This is a genomic window from Actinomyces johnsonii (assembly GCF_006546835.1).
GTDB classification, from domain to species: domain Bacteria; phylum Actinomycetota; class Actinomycetes; order Actinomycetales; family Actinomycetaceae; genus Actinomyces; species Actinomyces johnsonii.
In genome coordinates this window covers 140,685-156,904 of the sequence record NZ_VICB01000004.1, presented here as the reverse complement: position 1 = coordinate 156,904, position 16,220 = coordinate 140,685, and the positions used below count along the sequence as shown (strand labels likewise).

The window sequence follows — 16,220 nt, the reverse complement described above, 5'->3', positions numbered from 1 at the left end:
CCGCGATGCGTCATCGACCCCAGGAAGTACGAGGCGATCGGTTCAGTCCTGTGAGGTCATTTCCTCGCGCACGGCGGACAGGAGACTTCCCAGCCGGGTGTTCCCGGGCAGGTCGTCGACCAGGACGACCTCGCCTGCGCCGTCGGCCAGGGGGATCCTCCAGTTGGGGTACTCCTGGTCGGTGCCGGGCTGGTTCTGGGCGCGCCGCTCCCCCACTCCGTCGACCAGTGCGATGCCGACCAGGACCGAGGGGGTGCGCACCACGTAGCGGTGCAGGGCCTCAACCACCTGGCGCTCCGTGGGTGAATCCCCCAGCAGACCGTGCTCGCGCAGCCGGGCCGTCATCCGGTCGCGCTCGATGCGCGCCTCGGTGCGCACCTGCTCGACCGGCTCGGTGAGTAGTCCGAGCCTCTCGCGCAGCTCGACGTGCTCGTCGGCGAGGTAGCCGGCGGTCGGGGGAAGATCGTGGGTGCTGACCGTGGACAGGGCCAGGCGGCGGTAGTCCTGGGGCTGGAGGGGCCAGCCGTCGTGCTGCTTCTCGAACCACAGCACACTGGTGCCCAGCACGCCCCGACTGGCCAGATAGTCTCGGGCCCAGGGCTCCACGGTTCCCAGATCCTCGCCGATGACGACGGCACCGGCCCGATGGGCCTCCAGGAGGACGACGCCGAGCATGGCCTCGTGGTCGTAGCGCACATAGGCGCCATGGTCGGCCCCCATTCCCTCGGGAATCCACCACAGGCGGAACAGGCCGATGACGTGGTCCACGCGCAGCGCGCCGGCGTGACGCAGTACCGTCCGCGCCATGTCTCGCAGTGGGGCGTAGGCGGTGCGAGCCAGGTACTCGGGGTTCCACGGCGGCTGAGACCAGTTCTGCCCCTGCTGGTTGTACATGTCCGGCGGAGCGCCCACGGTGACGCCGGAAGCGAAGGCCTCCGGGTTGGACCACACGTCCGCTCCCTGGGAGTGCACCCCCACGGCGAGGTCGTCCATGACGCCCAGGGCCATTCCCGATGCCAGGGCCTCGGCCTGGGCGCGGGCCAACTGCTCGTCGACGATCCACTGCAGCCAGGCGAAGAAGTCGATGCGCTCGGCCAGCAGATGGGCCTCGTTGGCCACGTAAGCGGAGTCCGCCTCCCGCAAGGTGGCGGGCCACGTCTCCAGGGGGCCGTGCTTCTCCACCAGCGCGCTCCACAGGGCGAAGCGCTCCAGCCCCTCGCCCTGCTCGGCCCGGAAACGTTCGAAGTCGCGCTGGCGGGAGTAAGAGCGGCCAGCGGCGAAGATGACCTCCAGCGCCTCGCGCTTGGCCTTCCACACCGCGTCGCGATCGATAGGCTCGGCGCTCAGATCGCTGTCCTTGACCTCCTCAAAGGCCCATTGCACCAGCGAGCGCTTGGGCCCGGACAGTCGGGCGACCTCCGGGATGTTCTCCGGCCGAATGTAGAGCGGGTTGACGAAGCGCCGGGTGACGGGCAGGTAGGGCGAGGGGGTCATCGGCGCCACGGGCTCGGCGGCGTGCAACGGATTGATGAGCAGGAAGTCGGCCCCCTGGTCTCCCAGGAAGGAAACGAGCTCGGTGAGGTCATCGGTGTCGCCGGTCCCCCAGGAGGCCCGCGAACGGATCGAGTAGAGCTGGGTCATGACTCCCCAACCGCGATCTCCGAGCGCCTTGGGTAGATCAAGGTGGTTGGGAGTCACCGCGAGGGCCGAGGCCACCGTGACCGTTTCGGAATCGGCATCAGCCGGCGGGGCGGCGTGCGCCCCCTGGAGCGCTGCCTGGTCAGCGGAGCCGGGGCTAACCTCGGCGACGATTCGGTGCCAGCCCAGGGGCAGATCGGAGCCCAGGATGAAGGAGGCGCGCCCCCGCTTGACCCCGTCGACCTCCCTGGGCACGGTCCAGTCCTCGGTCTGGGTCAGCTCGCGGACCTCGCCGTCCTCGAGTTCGACCCGAACCCGCACCTTGGCGCCGTCGGGCACGTAGACGGGGACAGTGGACTCCACGCCGCCGCGTGTGACCACGGTGGGGGCGAGCGTCTGACGCCAGGGGGCATCCTCGACCCCCCTCAAGGACTGTTCGATCTCCTCGTCGGTACGCGCCCGCACGCCGAGTGCGGCGAGCACGGCCTTGAGGGTGGCGCTTGAAGGCGAGGCAAGGTTGCCGTGGTAGTCCCAGTACTCGGTGGAGACACCATATGCCTCAGCAAGATGCTTGAGGCTCTCAGAAGCAGGTAACTGGTCGTCGTTGAACTCGTTCATGTGCGTGGGTCAGCCTTGCGTGAGCAGATGTGCGGTGGGCGCCGTGGAGCATGTTGTGCGCTCCGCCGTCAACCCTAGGGGGACTGGTAGGTTGGAACGGGACACGGGCGCTAGGAGGACTAGCAATGTCCAAGTGTGCCCTAGCTACTCACAGTTGTGCACCCTGCCGCACCGTGTCGGCTGATGTTTTGCTGCAACAGTTTCACCATCGCACCCTGGGATCGCGCCGCCGCAGATGATGAGCGGCGGCCCCGTGTGTCTAGGACCGCATTCGATTAGACGACTGGTGGGACGGTTGCCCGAGCCCCGCCCCGACGTCGTCGGGCCAATGGCGGGTCGCCCGGTTCCAACATGCGGATATTGGAACCAGGCGTCCCGGGAGGCATCGACGGGCGGCCCCCTGTCAGAGGGACGCGATCTCTGAGGCGAGGGTGTCCGCCGTCGGACCGACGACAACCTGGACGACGCGACCCGAGCGCACCACGCCGAAAGCACCGGCCGCCCGCAGCGCCTCCTCGTCAACCTTCGCCTGGTCGGCGACCTCCACGCGCAGACGCGTGATGCACGGCTCGAGGTCGGTGATGTTCTCTTGGCCGCCAAGACCGGCGACGATGTCAGATGCAGTGCTCATGGCTACTCCTTCTCGGTTCCCGTCCTCACGCAGTTCCCGTCTGTCATGCGGTCGGCCGGGCGGCTGAAGCTCTTCGTGGTCACGATCACTTTATCCCACCTCCGCGCCACTCGCGGCGAGGGCACGGACTCGAGACGGCGAAGCGGCAGCGGTGGGGATGAGGCGACTTTGCCGCACGAAGAACGGCTCCACCGGCAGACGCCCCTCCCCTAGCGACGTTCCTTCGCATAACCTTATGGAAACGCGATAGATGCCTTGGAACCGGCACTGGAGGAAACTTTATTCCCCTGGCGGAAACGTCTCATTCAGGCCGTAGTCGGGGCACAATGAACGATGATCCCCTTTCGTCTCCGATGAGGAGCACCACATGACAGCGTCCGACACCACTTCCACAACCCTGTCCGGCATCGGTGTGAGCCCTGGCCTTGTGGCCGGCCCCGTCGCCAGGATGGCGCCCCCTATTCCTGAACCCGAGATCGCCACACTCGAGCCCAGCCGCGACATCGAGAAGGAGTGCGAGCGCATCGCACTGGCGGCTCAGCAGGTCAAGAAGGGCCTGGAGCTGTCCGCTGCCGAGGCTAAGGCTGAGGCTCGCACACTCCTTGAGACCACCGCGCAGATGGCGGCCGACCCCACTCTGACCTCGACGGCGCAGGCGATGGTGCGAGAGAAGCGCCTGGTTCCCGAGCGTGCCGTGTGGGAGTCTGCGGGGACACTGGCCACCATGCTGGAGTCGCTGGGCGGTTACATGGCTGAGCGCACTCGTGACGTGCAGGACGTGCGCGACCGTATCGTCGCCGTCTTGACCGAGTCCCCCATGCCAGGCATCCCCCGTCTGCCCGAGCCCTTCGTGCTCGTGGCCGCCGACCTGGCCCCGGCCGACACCGCGCTGCTGGATCCGGAGAAGGTCATCGCCTTCATCACCTCCGAGGGCGGGCCCACCTCTCACACCGCCATCCTGGCGAGGGCCCTGGGTATGCCGGCGATCGTCGGTACCGGCGAGGAGGTCACCGATGCGCTGGCCGAGGGCGACATCGTCCTGGTGGACGGCACCAAGGGAACGATCACCATCAACCCCTCCGAGGATGCCCTGCGCCGGGCCCGCGAGCTGGCCTCGCGCGTGCGTGTCTTCAACGGCGACGGCGCCACCAAGGACGGCCACGAGGTCCAGCTGCTGGCCAATGTCGGCGATGCGGCCGGCGCCCGCAGTGCTGCGGAGGCCGGCGCGATGGGAGTCGGCCTGTTCCGCACCGAGTTCTGCTTCCTCGACCAGCCCGAGGAGCCCACGGTGGAGGCTCAGGTGGAGGCTTACCAGGGCGTTCTGGAGGCCTTCCCCGGCAAAAAGGTCGTCGTGCGCACCCTCGACGCCGGAGCTGACAAGCCGCTGCCGTTCCTGACCGATGCCACCGAGGCCAATCCGGCGCTCGGCGTGCGCGCCTACCGGACCACGCGCCGCGACCCCGAGGTGCTGGAGCACCAGCTCGAGGCGCTGGCCAAGGCCGAGGCCGCCACCGAGGCCAAGGTGTGGGTCATGGCTCCGATGATCTCCACAGCGGATGAGGCCAAGGCGTTCACGGAGAAGGCGCGCTCCTACGGCCTGAAGACGGCCGGGATGATGATCGAGGTGCCCTCCGCCGCGCTCATGGCGGACAAGCTCTTCGAGCATGCGGACTTCGCCTCCGTGGGTACCAACGACCTCACCCAGTACGTCATGGCGGCCGACCGCCTGCTGTCCTCACTGGCGGACCTGTCCACGGCTTGGCAACCGGCCGTGCTGCGTCTGATCGGCACAGCATGCGAGGGAGCCTCCCCCAATGGCCGCCCGGTGGGCGTATGCGGTGAGGCCGCTGCGGACCCGGCACTGGCAACCGTGCTGGTGGGCCTGGGTGTCGCCTCACTGTCGATGACGGCACGTGCCCTGCCCGACGTCGACGCCGTTCTGAAGTCCGTCACCCTCGACGAGTGCCGGGAGCTGGCCAAGATCGCCATCGCCGCGGCCACCGCCGAGGAGGCCCACACAGCCGTGCGCGCCAAGCTGCCGATCCTGGAGGAGCTCGGTCTGTGACGGTCCCGTATCCCGTCCCCGCCGCCACGGAGGAACCCCTCGGTTCGGTGACCCGGGTCCTCGGCCTGGCGGCGGGAGACGGGAGGGACGTCTTCACTGGCGGATCTCTGCCCCAGCTCTCGGGTCGGGTTTATGGCGGCCAGGTGGTTGCCCAGGGCATGCTCGCCGCAGCCGCCACGGTCGAAGACGACGGAGACGGGGAACGTCTGCCGCACTCGGTCCACGCCTTCTTCATGCGGGGCGGTCAGCCGGACAAGCCGATCAGCTTCGCCGTCGAGCGGCTGCATGACGGGCGTTCCTTCTCTCAGAGACGCACCGCGGCGTCTCAGGAGGGCACACCGATCCTCACGATGCTCACCTCCTTCCAGGAGGAGCAGGAGGGGGCTGACATTCACGTCACTGCTCCCTCAGTGCCGCGGCCTGAGGACCTGACGAGCGCCCTGGAGATCTTCCGCACCATCGATCACCCGGTGGCGCGCTTTCTGGGGCGCACGGCGGCATTCGACCTCAGGCACGTGGAGGGCAACCTCTATCTGCGCCCTGCCAAGGAGCGAGCCGGCCGCCAACATCTGTGGATGCGTTCGCGCAGTCGTATCCCGACGCAGACCTCTCAGACCGTGCACCGGGCGCTGCTGGCCTATGTGTGTGACCAGGTGATGCTGGAGCCGGTGCTGCGCAGCCAGGGGCTGTCCTGGCGCAGTGAGGGCATGAGTCTGGCAACCCTTGACCACGCACAGTGGTTCCACCGGGACGTGGACATGGGCGACTGGCTGCTCTACGTGCAGGACTCCCCCTCCTCACAGGGTGGCCGGGGCATGGCGCGAGCCCAGGTCTTCGACTCATCCGGCAGGCTCGTGTCGACCATCGCCCAGGAGGGCATGGTCCGCATACCCACGGACTCAGCGACCGGCGCCGGATCGGGCCGTTGGCGGATCCGCATGGGCGAGGGCGACGACGGCAGCACGCTCCCCGACTGACGCCTTTTCTGCATTTCTATCGTCTCAAACGGTTCATGGCGGTGATTGCTATGCTTCAGGTCCTCAACGCCATTGCTGCCACTATCAGCATGACGTCGTCGCTGCTGATTGTCTTCCGACCTCAGATCATGAGTAAGTCGCGAGAGGTCAGCCCCGGGGAGAGGTTCTTCGCTCAGATGTATGCGGCTCGAGCGGTTCCCTTTGGCATAGTCACCGCAGTCGTGCCTTTCGTCGCAGCTTTAGACGTTACTACCGTGAGACTGGTCCTCATTGCTGCAACGGTGGTCCAAATCGTCGACGTCGGTATCGGTATCCGACGCAGAGAGCCGGCCATGATCGTTGGTCCATCAATCGCGGCAATCATTCACGGCACTATGGCATGGCATGCCTAAAATAAAGGTTTCCTCATAGGAGTCACTGCTGCCTTCACTGTTCCCCTGTGTGGCCTCAGCGACTCGGTACGGGGCGGGAACTGCGTTGTCCGTCCAGGACGTACTTTTCCGACAAACGACTGCCACCGGGCCTCAGAGGTTTGCAGGAAGACGCAGTCCTCGCCGTACAAGTACGTCCCCGATCAGAACCAGCGCACCGCGCCGTAGGCTCATCCCCTACTTCTCGTCGTAATCAGGCCGCAGCAGCACCGCAACGGATCGTCACGCCGGATCTGAGACTCATTCTATGGCGTCATCAAGGCGAGCGACGACCGAGCCCTGCTCCGGGCAGGCCTGCTCACGCAGCGTCCACGGGGCACCTTGCCTCGGGCGGTGTTGCTGGAACTCGTCGAAACGGAGCGGCACACCCTTCGCGGCATAGGGATCAGGGCTGTCCATCGCTTGAATGTGGAGATGGGGCTGCGTGGAGTTCCCGGAGTTGCCGCATCTGCCGATCTGATCGCCGGCGCTCACCCGGTCACCAGCCGACGCCTGAACGGAGCCTCGCTGAAGGTGTACGAGTCCAACGTAGTAAGGGCTTTCTGCAACCTGGATGATGACGTGATTCCCAAGGATCGCGGTCAGTCCCCGTCGAATCCTCCGGGGCTGACTCAACCCGTACGGGATGAGCGTCAGTATCGAGCGGCGCGCCTCGTGGTCGGGTTCGCCGTCGTGAACAGACACCACGGTTCCTGCGATGGGCGAGTACAGGGGGCGCCCGAAGGCGTAGAAGAGCTCTGGCGGTTCGGTGGCGAAGACCGTGCGCAGGCTGCGAGCAGGCGCCGTGCGACCGTCATCGTCGACGACAAGGAAGTCGAGCGCGTACGTGGTGCCGAACAGGTCGGTCCCGTGGCTCGGGACGCGGCGCGCGGGGCTGAGCTCGCTCAGCCACCACCCCTCGAACGGGAGCCTCCCTATGACGCCGCCTTCGGGAATGAGGTCCGGTGTCTTCCTACTCATCGCAACGCCTCCCAATAGGCACTCTAAGCACGGTCAATCTTGCCGGACAAGGCACGTGAGACGCAATCGGGAACGTTTATCATGAGAGCAGTGCCAGTCGACATCTGTTGAAGTCGACTGGCACTGCTGTTTACGACACCCCATCAGCTCAGCCCAGGCTACAAGGGGCAGTTCCCATTCACGCACAACTTAAAGTTGTCGATCTTATGCGACGCATTCTCATTCTTGAGGTCAGGACGGAGGTTCACCGGCTCACCGTCAGGAATCGTTTGACTAGGCCCCGAATAGTTGGAGTTGTAGTAAATAGTCACCGACTGGCCCGTCCGATTCCAGACCGAGGCCACATTGTTCTTCACACACTCACCTCGACCATTTCCGTCCCCCTTGAACTCATAGCAGTTGGGCTGACTTCCCCCATAGTTTGGGACGGAACTACTGAAGTCGGAAACCGATCCTTTCCCGTTGCTGTTGTAGTAGAAGCAGACCTCCCCCTCGTCACAGACTCCGTCTCTCTCAGCAGCGCTTGCTGTCGAGGTCGGAATCAGGAGAGCGCCGGCGACGAGTGCGAGAAGTGAGCCGGCACTTGCGACACGGCGAGCCATTGTTGCACCCATGATAATTGTCCTTTCAAAGTGGCGGAGTACTCAAGACGGCAACCCAGCCACACAAGGTTACCGCCTGAAAAAACCATAAAAGCCACCTTGCAAATCACACCAGAGCGGTCAATCCCCCTTGACGATCACCTACTCCAAACACTATCGTGGTCAATTTTCTGAACTGAGTCGCTCCGACACAGGCATCACCGCTCTTGGTGCAGGTCTCAGAGTCTCCAGCGATGACGGTTTTCAGCACCATGACGCGGCACCCTCATTGTCCGTAATAGAGACGCCATTCCCTCAGCCGGTCGGCTGAGGGAATGGCGTCTCTGTCTGAGATGGCGGATCGAGCCGGAGCTCGATCACTCAGGGCTCATTCTCGGGTCAGCTTCCGGTAGGTGACCCGGTGAGGCCGGGCCGCCTCGGGTCCGAGGCGCTCGACCTTGTTCTCCTCGTAGGAGGCGAAGTTCCCCTCGAACCAGTACCAGCTGGCCGGGTCCTCATCGGTTCCCTCCCAAGCGAGGATGTGTGTGGCCACGCGGTCGAGGAACCATCGGTCGTGGGTGATGACCACGGCGCAGCCGGGGAACTCCAGCAGGGCGTTCTCCAGCGACCCCAGGGTCTCGACGTCGAGGTCGTTGGTGGGCTCGTCCAGGAGAATGAGGTTGCCGCCCTGCTTGAGGGTCAGCGCCAGGTTGAGGCGGTTGCGCTCACCGCCGGAGAGCACGCCAGCAGGCTTTTGCTGGTCGGCCCCCTTGAAACCGAAGGAGGCGACGTAGGCGCGCGAGGGCATCTCCACGTTACCCACCTGAATGTAGTCCAGCCCGTCGGAGACGACCTCCCAGAGGGTCTTCTTGGGGTCGATGCCGGCTCGGGACTGGTCGACGTAGGAGAGCTTGACGGTCTGGCCGATCTTGAGGTCTCCGCCGTCCAGCGGCTCCAGGCCAACGATGGTCTTGAACAGGGTGGACTTTCCGACGCCGTTAGGGCCGACGACCCCGACAATGCCGTTGCGCGGCAGGGTGAAGGAGAGCCCGTCGATGAGAGTGCGCCCGTCGAAGCCCTTGTTGAGGTTGGTGGCCTCCAGGACCTGGTTGCCCAGTCGGGGCCCCGGCGGGATCTGGATCTCCTCGAAGTCGAGCTTGCGGGTGCGCTCGGCCTCGGCGGCCATCTCCTCGTAGCGGGCCAGACGTGCCTTGGACTTGGCCTGGCGCCCCTTGGCGGAGGATCGCACCCACTCGAGCTCCTCCTTGAGGCGCTTGGCGAGTTTGGCATCCTTCTTGCCCTGGACCTCGAGGCGCTTCTCCTTGGTCTCCAGGTAGGTGGAGTAGTTGCCCTCGTAAGGGTAGAGGTGGCCGCGGTCGACCTCGGCGATCCACTGGGCGACGTGGTCGAGGAAGTAGCGGTCGTGGGTAACGGCGATGACGGCGCCCTGGTAGCTGGCCAGGTGCTGCTCGAGCCAGAGGACGGACTCGGCGTCGAGGTGGTTGGTGGGCTCGTCCAGCAGGAGGAGGTCCGGGGCCTCGAGGAGCAGCTTGCACAGGGCCACGCGGCGGCGCTCACCACCGGAGAGGTTCTTGACCTCGGCGTCCGGCGGGGGGCAGCGCAGGGCGTCCATGGCCTGCTCCAGCTGGGAGTCGAGGTCCCAGGCATTGGCCGCGTCCAGAGCGTCCTGGAGGGTGCCCATCTCCGCCATGAGGGCGTCGAAGTCGGCGTCCGGGTCCGCCATGGCAGCGCTGATCTCGTTGTAACGGTCCAGCTTGGACTTGATCTCGGCAACGCCCTCCTCGACGTTGCCGAGCACCGTCTTGTCCTCGTTGAGCGGGGGCTCCTGCAGGAGGATGCCGACGCTGTAGCCGGGGGTCAGGCGGGCCTCGCCGTTGGAGGGCTGGTCGATGCCGGCCATGATCTTGAGGATGGAGGACTTGCCGGCACCGTTGGGGCCGACCATGCCGATCTTGGCTCCGGGGAGGAAGGCCATGGTGACGTCGTCGAGGATGACCTTGTCGCCGTGGGCCTTACGCGCCTTGATCATCTGGTAGATGTACTCAGCCACTGCTCGTCTGCGCCTTTCGTCAGGGTGTGAGCGGAGGTTCTGCGCGACGACGGCGACCGACCGGTCCCGCCCTGCGCACCGTGGCCAAGCCTAAGGGAGCCCCGGAGCAATGGCGACGACGGCGGAGGTGAGACGGTGCACGCGGATCCGCAGCGAGCCGATGCGAGGCAGAACCGTGCCCGAGCGTGACACCATGAGCAGGAAGACGAACGAGGGGAAGGGAACGATGCACTACCTCAACCATTACGAGTCCCCCTTGGGAGCCATGACCATGGCCGGCGATGGCGAGCACCTGACAGGTCTGTGGTTCGACGGCCAGAACTACGACCGTTCGACGATCAGCGACGACGCGGTAGTCCAGCCCCATCTGCCCGTCTTCACGCAGACGGCCCAGTGGCTCGATACCTACTTCGAGGGCACCGACCCGGGATTCACTCCGCCGATCAGGGTCGAGGGCTCCGACTTCAAGAAGATGGTCACCTCCATCATGCTCTCCGTCCCCTTCGGCGCCACCAGCACCTATGCCCGTATCGCTGCCGAGGTTGCGCGTCGCTTGGGCCGCAAGCAGATGTCCGCCCAGGCCGTGGGTGGCGCGGTCGGGCACAACCCGATCACTCTCATCGTGCCGTGCCACCGTGTGCTTGCCTCCGACGGGAGCCTGCGCGGCTACGCAGGCGGGGTCGACCGGAAGGAACGTCTCCTGGAGATGGAGGGGGTCAACATGTCCGGTCTGTCAACGCCGCCAGCCGCTGACGACGGCGGTGGAAGGCGAGAATGAGAAGGCCGACCGCGGCCCAGAGTAGGCCTTGGAGCACCCAGGTGATCGACCCGCTGGGGAGATGCAACCGATCCGACAACACGTCGTTCGCCACATGAAATCCCCCGTGCACGCCGATGGCCGCCCAGGTCGACCCGGAGATCATTCGAACAATCAATGCTGTCACCGCAAATCCGCACGGCAAGGCGAGATATGTGAGGTGCTCAAGAAGATTCTGCTGACCTCCTTGAGAGAGAAGATGAAGAGCAGTGAATCCGAGGACGCTGGACACTGCTGCGAAACGCGTCTCACCCAGTGAGGAGTAGAGCCACCCCCTCCATATGATCTCCTCAGGGATTCCCTGGAGAAGGAAGGCTATGGAGAAGGACTCGACGATCATGAGCCACGCTGGGCTCTGGGGTAACGGCTGGCCTCCACCAGCAATCCCGAAGACATGAAGCATGCCGGCCACCACAAGGTCTACGACGAGCGCAGCCAGAATCATCCCTGCCAGCCACAGCAGCGCACGTCTGTCGGTGCGCAGCCCCATACCGACACGCCGACCCCGGTCAAGCGTACAGCCCAAGACGTAGCACAAGGTAAGAGCGAGCACCACCGCCGCCCCATAGATCAGCAACACACACGACCCCACCGCGAATGACTCCACGAGACCAACGGGATTCTCATGTGCGAGAGCAAAAGACTGGATGACAGGAACCTGCTTCAGTATAGGCGGAGCGAGCGCGCAGGCGAACATCATCGCAACCGCGATGACAATGCGCAGAACCTTGCCGCCTGCGGTGAGGTGACGACCTTGATCTGATCGATACCCACTGAGATCCGAGGACTCGAGAGACGAGAGTGTTGATGAGACTTCCACCGACCGAAGTTTTTCATGTGATGCGCTCATAAAATTCACGGTACGTCTAATATTTTGCGACCTCAATCGCAAGTCAGAGAAACCAGGGGCACATAGAAAAGAAATCAGGGATCCCTCCGGGGGATCCCTGACTCCGGTGACGCTTCTAATGAAGCGAGCCGCTCAGTCCTCGGCCGTTTCCTGCTGCTTGCGCCAGCGGATACCGGCGTCAATGAAGCCGTCGATGTCGCCGTCGAATACCGAGTCGGGGTTGCCGACCTCGAAGTTGGTCCGCAGGTCCTTGACCATCTGGTAGGGATTGAGGACGTAGGAGCGCATCTGGTCCCCCCAGGAGGCCTTGACGTCCCCGGCGAGCTCCTTCTTCTTGGCATCCTCCTCCTGCTGCTTGAGCAGGAGCAGGCGCGACTGGAGGACGCGCATCGCGGCGGCACGGTTCTGGATCTGGGACTTCTCATCCTGCATGGAGACCACCAGGCCCGTGGGCAGGTGGGTGATGCGCACGGCGGAGTCGGTAGTGTTGACGCTCTGCCCGCCGGGTCCCGAAGAGCGGAAGACATCGATGCGGATGTCGGTCTCGGGGATGTCGATGTGGTCGGTGGACTCGATGAGAGGGATGACCTCGACGGCGGCGAAAGAGGTCTGGCGGCGGCCCTGGTTGTCGAAGGGGCTGATGCGCACCAGGCGGTGCGTGCCGCCCTCGACGCTCAAGGTCCCGTAGGCGTACGGGGCGTGAACCTCGAAGGTGACCGACTTCAGGCCCGCCTCCTCTGCGTAAGAGGTGTTGAGGACCTTGACGGGATAGTCGTGCCGCTCGGCCCACCGGGTGTACATGCGCAGGAGCATCTCGGCGAAGTCGGCGGCATCCACGCCGCCGGCGCCCGAGCGGATGGTGACGACGGCGTCGCGCGGATCGTACTCGCCACTCAGTAGCGTGCGGATTTCCAAGTCGGAGAGGTCCTTGCTGATGGCCGTCAGGTCCGACTCGGCCTCGGCGAGGATCTCGGCGGCATCCTCCCCCTCCTCCTCACCAGCGAGCTCGACCATCGCCTCGAGGTCCTCGATGCGCTCCCCCAGACTCTCGACGCGCTTGAGGTCGGCCTGGGCGTGGGACAGGGCGGAGGTGACCACTTGGGCGGAGTCGGGGTCATCCCACAGGTCCGGGGCGGAGGCCTGCTCGGAGAGCTCGGCGATGCGGGCGCGCAGGGCATCGGGGTCGGTCACCGCGGCGATGGAGGCGTAGGTGTGTCGGAGTCGTTCGATCTCGGAGGAGAAGTCAGTGGCCACGGAGACGAGTCTACGGCAGAACGCGCCTGGGGCGCCGTCGGCGCCGTCTCGTCGGTCGGCGCCGACCATCATCGCCCCTCGCCGGCGCTCGTCCGCAAGCTGCAGCACGTCTGATCCGTCACCCCAGCTCGAGCCCCTGGGCCTGGGCAAGCAACGCCTCGAGCACCGCACGCGTTGCCGGGCTCGGTTCGGTGCGGGTCGAGCGGTGGCGCACCACCAGCTGGCGCACACCCAGGCCGGGCAGGCGCACCACACTGAGCTCGTCCGGGACGAGCCCGGAGTAGACGGCCAGCTCGGGCAGGAGTGCGCACCCCAGCCCCTGGCTGACCATGGCCAGGACGACGTCGTAATCGTAGGCGACGTGTCGCATCGTCAACGGCGTCCCCAGCTGGCGCTCCAAGCGGTCCAAGGCGAAGGCGCCCGCCGTCCCCGGGGCGAGGTCGATCCAGGTTGCCCTCACCAAATCCGCCAGAGTGGAGGGAGTCGCCTGCTCGGCCGGCACAACGACGAGCCAGGACTCGTCCAGCAACGGCATATCTGCCATACCCCGGGGCGCGGATGGAAGCGTGTGCTCGTCGCGCTCGATGAGGACCAGGTCGAGCTCGCCCCGGCGCAGCCGGGACAGGGCATTGCGCTCCTCGACCTCCTCAACGATCACCTCCAGCTCCGGACTGGTGGTCGCTAGCGACGACAGCAGGGGCAGCAGGAGGGCACGGACGGCGGAGGCGAAGCTTCCCACACGCACCACACCTGAGGGGATGGAATCGTCCAGGTCCGCCAGCTCACGGCGCACGGTGGTCAGCTCGTCCTCGATGCGCTCGGCCGCATCCGCCAGAACCTTGCCGGCCACGGTGAGCACGGCTCCGGTGGGTGCGCGATCCAGGACCAGGGTGCCGCACTCGCGCTCCAGCAGGCGAATCTGCTGGGAGACTGCGGACGGCGTGATGTGAAGGATATCTGCCGCTGCGACGACTCCTCCGGCCCGGTGGACGGCCAATAGAACCGAGAGTCTCTGAGGCAGTACCTGCATGAAGTAAATCTACACCCCTCATGCAGAGAGATGCGATTGACCTTCATCGGAGGACGGGCCAAGAATCGGTTCCGTGAACGATGTGCTCCCCTCCCTCATCTCTCTCGGCGGCTGGATCGGTGCCGCCGAGCTCCTCGTGGCCTACTTCCTGGTCTCCAAGGGCACGATCGCGGGCGATTCCCTCAAGTACCAGGCCCTCAACATCACAGGTTCGGTACTGCTGACCATCAACTGCGCGAGCTCCGGGGCCTGGCCCAGCGTCATCGCCAACGCCTTCTACCTCCTGGTGGGCATCAACATCCTGTTCACGGTGAAGCGGGCCTACATCGCCCAGCTCTCACGTCGGCAGAAGGAGGAGCTGCGCGCCCGGATGCACCTGCACCGGCACTCCTCCCCCGTCGTCTCAACGGGCTTCGTCGAGCAGGCCTGACTACGGCTCCCAGCCCGTCACCATCCCGCTCAGCAGCAGCCCAACCAACCCGCTACGGCGCAGTGAGTCTGTCGGCTCACTGCGTCGTCGTCATTCGGGCCGAACCGGTGGCGGTGATGGTGAAGCCATCGGCGGGGATGATGCCCCAGGGCAGGAAGGGCGGACGGGAGCGGGCTTGCAGCGTCACCACGGCGGTCTGGCCATCGGCGGCCCGGGCGCCGATGATCGTGGTCCCCGCCAGCTTGGCGGCCGCCGGCTGGGCCGACAGATCGGCAGAGGCGTTGACGCCCACCTCCGCATCGGTCAGAACGCCGGGCGCCGCGCCCGTCCCATCGCCCCCGTAGTACGGGTTCGCGTCCGTTCCGTCTGCTCCCGCGGCCGCGGCCGAATCCGCCAGCGACGTGAGAGTCTTGAGGTCTAGGTAGACGGCTGTCGCCGAGGCCGCGATGAACAGCAGGGCGAAGACGATACAGATGAGCCCGATTCCCAGCAGGAGCGTCTGTCCATCCTCCTCCCGGCGCAGGCGACGCATCTGCTTCGACACTCGTCGAAGAACGCTCCCGGGGACCGGCCTCCCGCTCACGGCTCCTCCTTGCCCGGCAAGGTGATGGACCGTTCGGTGTCCACGACGACGACGTCGCGGCCGATCCCCAGGGAGGCGAAGCCCGGCAGGTCCACGCCGACCGCGACCTTGACGACCGCGGTCTGCCCTCGAGCGCAGCCGTAGGCGCAGGTGACCATCAGCGATCCGGCCGGATCGGCGTCGATTCCCTGATCGGACAGGGCCAGCCCCACCGCCACCTGAGCCTTGTCCATGGCGGATGGCGAGTCGTCGACCTCCAAGACACGGCTGGCGGCGTCGGCCGCCGAGGCGACGGCGAAGGTCGTGGCTTGGATCTGAGCGAGCGCGACCACGAGGTAGAGGACGGGTACGACCAGGATGACGCTCCAACCGATGAACTCGACAACGGCGTTGCCCTCCTCCCGGTGCACCAACGCCCGGGGATAGCGGCCGACACCCCCGAAAACGCACCGGAGTCGGTGCACGGTCCGCCGCGTGCGCAGACCGACTGTGGCAATGCGTCTCACGCCCGGAAGTCCCGAGGCAAGGCGTCTGAGAATCCTGGGAAAGGCCACGAGGATCACCTGCGCTCACTTCTCCCGGACCAGGGAGGACTCATCAACCGCGTGTCCCTTCACCGTCAGTGTCCCTGCGGGTCCGAAGAGTCCCAGAACCGGAAAGGGCGCCGTCACCGTCACCTCAACGATCGACAGGTCGCCGGAGGGGACCCGCGCGACAGAGATGGTATCCACGTAGCCACGACGCAGCGCCGCCTCGGACAGGGTCTGCACCCGCTGACGGGCCTCGGCCTCGGTCCCCCCGACCAGGGCAGCCCGACGGGCCCCGTCACCGGCGGCGTCGGTGAGGACGTTGCGCGCGTAGACGCCCAGTGCGACCTGGAGGAGGGCCACGAACACGGTGATGACGAGCGCGCCGACCAGGACGAAGTCGACGACGGCCGAACCCGACTCGCTTTGAGCTCGCACTCGGCGCCAACAGTCCCGAAGGGCGGCGCGGCTCTCACACGGCGCCCGACGGCGATCCTGATCAGATAGCACTCGTGACCTTCGCAATGGCGTTGAGGAAGACCTCGGTCAGCGTGCTGCCGGCCACCGTCCACAGGGCCACGACGAGACCGGCGGTCATGAGGGTCACCAGGACCCAGCCGGGGACATCACCGCGCTCGTCAGTCAGATCGATCCGGGCCGGGCGAGACCTCCACCACGACCTGAGGGCGAGACGGGACGAACGAGGCGAGAGAAGGATGCGCTTCATGACTGCTCCTTGGCGACGGGTGGGAAGCTG

General features: G+C 65.8%; 17 protein-coding genes. 5 read left to right on the top strand and 12 right to left on the bottom strand.

All coding sequences use genetic code 11. The features are described from left to right. Positions 1-42: 42 nt before the first annotated feature. Together malQ and FK256_RS03425 are read right to left on the bottom strand one after the other, a co-directional pair. Entirely contained in the window at positions 43-2,256 is a 2,214-nt protein-coding gene (malQ, locus tag FK256_RS03430; protein ID WP_021606646.1) for a 4-alpha-glucanotransferase, read from the bottom strand. 403 nt (positions 2,257-2,659) lie between these two features. Beyond that, a complete protein-coding gene (locus FK256_RS03425; RefSeq protein WP_009232324.1) occupies positions 2,660-2,887 on the bottom strand; it encodes a PTS sugar transporter subunit IIB in 228 nt (75 codons plus the stop codon). A gap of 367 nt (positions 2,888-3,254) precedes the next feature. Between FK256_RS03425 and ptsP the strand changes: the two genes are divergently transcribed. Genes ptsP through FK256_RS03410 form a run of 3 tightly spaced genes read left to right on the top strand, consistent with a single transcriptional unit; the run spans position 3,255 to position 6,321 of the window. Further along, complete coding sequence (gene ptsP / locus FK256_RS03420) at positions 3,255-4,952, top strand: phosphoenolpyruvate--protein phosphotransferase (protein WP_141423721.1); 1,698 nt, start codon at positions 3,255-3,257, stop codon at positions 4,950-4,952. Continuing rightward, positions 4,949-5,929 carry an acyl-CoA thioesterase gene (locus FK256_RS03415; protein ID WP_141423720.1) on the top strand — a complete coding sequence of 327 codons (981 nt, stop codon included), beginning with the start codon at positions 4,949-4,951 and terminating at the stop codon, positions 5,927-5,929. Before ptsP ends, FK256_RS03415 begins: the two co-directional genes overlap by 4 nt. 35 nt (positions 5,930-5,964) lie before the next feature. Beyond that, on the top strand, positions 5,965-6,321 hold the full coding sequence (locus tag FK256_RS03410; RefSeq protein WP_141423719.1) for a hypothetical protein: 357 nt from the start codon (positions 5,965-5,967) through the stop codon (positions 6,319-6,321). A gap of 279 nt (positions 6,322-6,600) precedes the next feature. Here the strand turns inward: FK256_RS03410 and FK256_RS03405 are convergent, their stop codons facing one another. From FK256_RS03405 to ettA, 3 genes are all read right to left on the bottom strand, one after another. After that, positions 6,601-7,320 carry a M23 family metallopeptidase gene (locus FK256_RS03405; RefSeq protein ID WP_141423718.1) on the bottom strand — a complete coding sequence of 240 codons (720 nt, stop codon included), beginning with the start codon at positions 7,318-7,320 and terminating at the stop codon, positions 6,601-6,603. A gap of 158 nt (positions 7,321-7,478) precedes the next feature. Continuing rightward, positions 7,479-7,922 carry a peptidase inhibitor family I36 protein gene (locus FK256_RS03400; protein ID WP_231681173.1) on the bottom strand — a complete coding sequence of 148 codons (444 nt, stop codon included), beginning with the start codon at positions 7,920-7,922 and terminating at the stop codon, positions 7,479-7,481. Positions 7,923-8,289: 367 nt separating this feature from the next. Continuing rightward, the gene (ettA, locus tag FK256_RS03395; RefSeq protein WP_141423717.1) at positions 8,290-9,972 is read right to left on the bottom strand and encodes an energy-dependent translational throttle protein EttA; all 1,683 of its coding nucleotides are present in this window, start codon (positions 9,970-9,972) and stop codon (positions 8,290-8,292) included. Positions 9,973-10,165: 193 nt separating this feature from the next. Between ettA and FK256_RS03390 the strand changes: the two genes are divergently transcribed. Beyond that, positions 10,166-10,750, top strand: coding sequence for a methylated-DNA--[protein]-cysteine S-methyltransferase (locus FK256_RS03390; protein ID WP_425321573.1), 585 nt, complete (start codon positions 10,166-10,168; stop codon positions 10,748-10,750). Here the strand turns inward: FK256_RS03390 and FK256_RS03385 are convergent. From FK256_RS03385 to FK256_RS03375, 3 genes are all read right to left on the bottom strand, one after another. Continuing rightward, the gene (locus FK256_RS03385; protein WP_141423892.1) at positions 10,689-11,489 is read right to left on the bottom strand and encodes a CPBP family intramembrane glutamic endopeptidase; all 801 of its coding nucleotides are present in this window, start codon (positions 11,487-11,489) and stop codon (positions 10,689-10,691) included. The two genes, FK256_RS03390 and FK256_RS03385, sit on opposite strands and share 62 nt — an antisense overlap. Positions 11,490-11,771: 282 nt before the next feature. After that, entirely contained in the window at positions 11,772-12,893 is a 1,122-nt protein-coding gene (prfB, locus tag FK256_RS03380; protein ID WP_039894173.1) for a peptide chain release factor 2, read from the bottom strand. Positions 12,894-13,011: 118 nt separating this feature from the next. Further along, positions 13,012-13,923 carry a LysR family transcriptional regulator gene (locus tag FK256_RS03375; RefSeq protein WP_141423716.1) on the bottom strand — a complete coding sequence of 304 codons (912 nt, stop codon included), beginning with the start codon at positions 13,921-13,923 and terminating at the stop codon, positions 13,012-13,014. Positions 13,924-13,996: 73 nt separating this feature from the next. On the opposite strand from FK256_RS03375, the gene FK256_RS03370 reads away from it, so the two are divergent. Then, entirely contained in the window at positions 13,997-14,353 is a 357-nt protein-coding gene (locus tag FK256_RS03370) for a CBU_0592 family membrane protein (RefSeq protein WP_039894146.1), read from the top strand. Positions 14,354-14,429: 76 nt separating this feature from the next. Here FK256_RS03370 and FK256_RS03365 read toward each other — a convergent pair whose 3' ends face one another. The 4 genes from FK256_RS03365 to FK256_RS03350 form a co-directional block, all read right to left on the bottom strand. Further along, the gene (locus FK256_RS03365; RefSeq protein ID WP_141423890.1) at positions 14,430-14,885 is read right to left on the bottom strand and encodes a glycosyltransferase; all 456 of its coding nucleotides are present in this window, start codon (positions 14,883-14,885) and stop codon (positions 14,430-14,432) included. Between the two features lie 47 nt (positions 14,886-14,932). Then, on the bottom strand, positions 14,933-15,442 hold the full coding sequence (locus FK256_RS03360) for a hypothetical protein (protein ID WP_244936116.1): 510 nt from the start codon (positions 15,440-15,442) through the stop codon (positions 14,933-14,935). A 63-nt stretch (positions 15,443-15,505) separates the two neighbouring features. Further along, positions 15,506-15,988, bottom strand: a complete 483-nt coding sequence (locus FK256_RS03355) for a TadE family protein (RefSeq protein WP_414730891.1) — start codon at positions 15,986-15,988, stop codon at positions 15,506-15,508. Next, a complete protein-coding gene (locus tag FK256_RS03350; RefSeq protein ID WP_021606664.1) occupies positions 15,963-16,190 on the bottom strand; it encodes a hypothetical protein in 228 nt (75 codons plus the stop codon). The genes FK256_RS03355 and FK256_RS03350 overlap by 26 nt, the downstream gene beginning before the upstream one ends. Positions 16,191-16,220 lie beyond the last annotated feature (30 nt).

Excerpts from the sequence above, each read along its gene's own strand:
- malQ (WP_021606646.1), bottom strand. The coding sequence starts at position 2,256 with ATGAACGAGTTCAACGACGACCAGTTACCTGCTTCTGAGAGCCTCAAG.
- FK256_RS03425 (WP_009232324.1), bottom strand. The coding sequence starts at position 2,887 with ATGAGCACTGCATCTGACATCGTCGCCGGTCTTGGCGGCCAAGAGAAC.
- ptsP (WP_141423721.1), top strand. The coding sequence starts at position 3,255 with ATGACAGCGTCCGACACCACTTCCACAACCCTGTCCGGCATCGGTGTG.
- FK256_RS03410 (WP_141423719.1), top strand. The coding sequence starts at position 5,965 with ATGGCGGTGATTGCTATGCTTCAGGTCCTCAACGCCATTGCTGCCACT.
- FK256_RS03405 (WP_141423718.1), bottom strand. The coding sequence starts at position 7,320 with ATGAGTAGGAAGACACCGGACCTCATTCCCGAAGGCGGCGTCATAGGG.
- FK256_RS03400 (WP_231681173.1), bottom strand. The coding sequence starts at position 7,922 with ATGGCTCGCCGTGTCGCAAGTGCCGGCTCACTTCTCGCACTCGTCGCC.
- FK256_RS03390 (WP_425321573.1), top strand. The coding sequence starts at position 10,166 with ATGAGCAGGAAGACGAACGAGGGGAAGGGAACGATGCACTACCTCAAC.
- FK256_RS03385 (WP_141423892.1), bottom strand. The coding sequence starts at position 11,489 with ATGATGTTCGCCTGCGCGCTCGCTCCGCCTATACTGAAGCAGGTTCCT.
- FK256_RS03375 (WP_141423716.1), bottom strand. The coding sequence starts at position 13,923 with ATGCAGGTACTGCCTCAGAGACTCTCGGTTCTATTGGCCGTCCACCGG.
- FK256_RS03365 (WP_141423890.1), bottom strand. The coding sequence starts at position 14,885 with ATGCGTCGCCTGCGCCGGGAGGAGGATGGACAGACGCTCCTGCTGGGA.
- FK256_RS03350 (WP_021606664.1), bottom strand. The coding sequence starts at position 16,190 with ATGAAGCGCATCCTTCTCTCGCCTCGTTCGTCCCGTCTCGCCCTCAGG.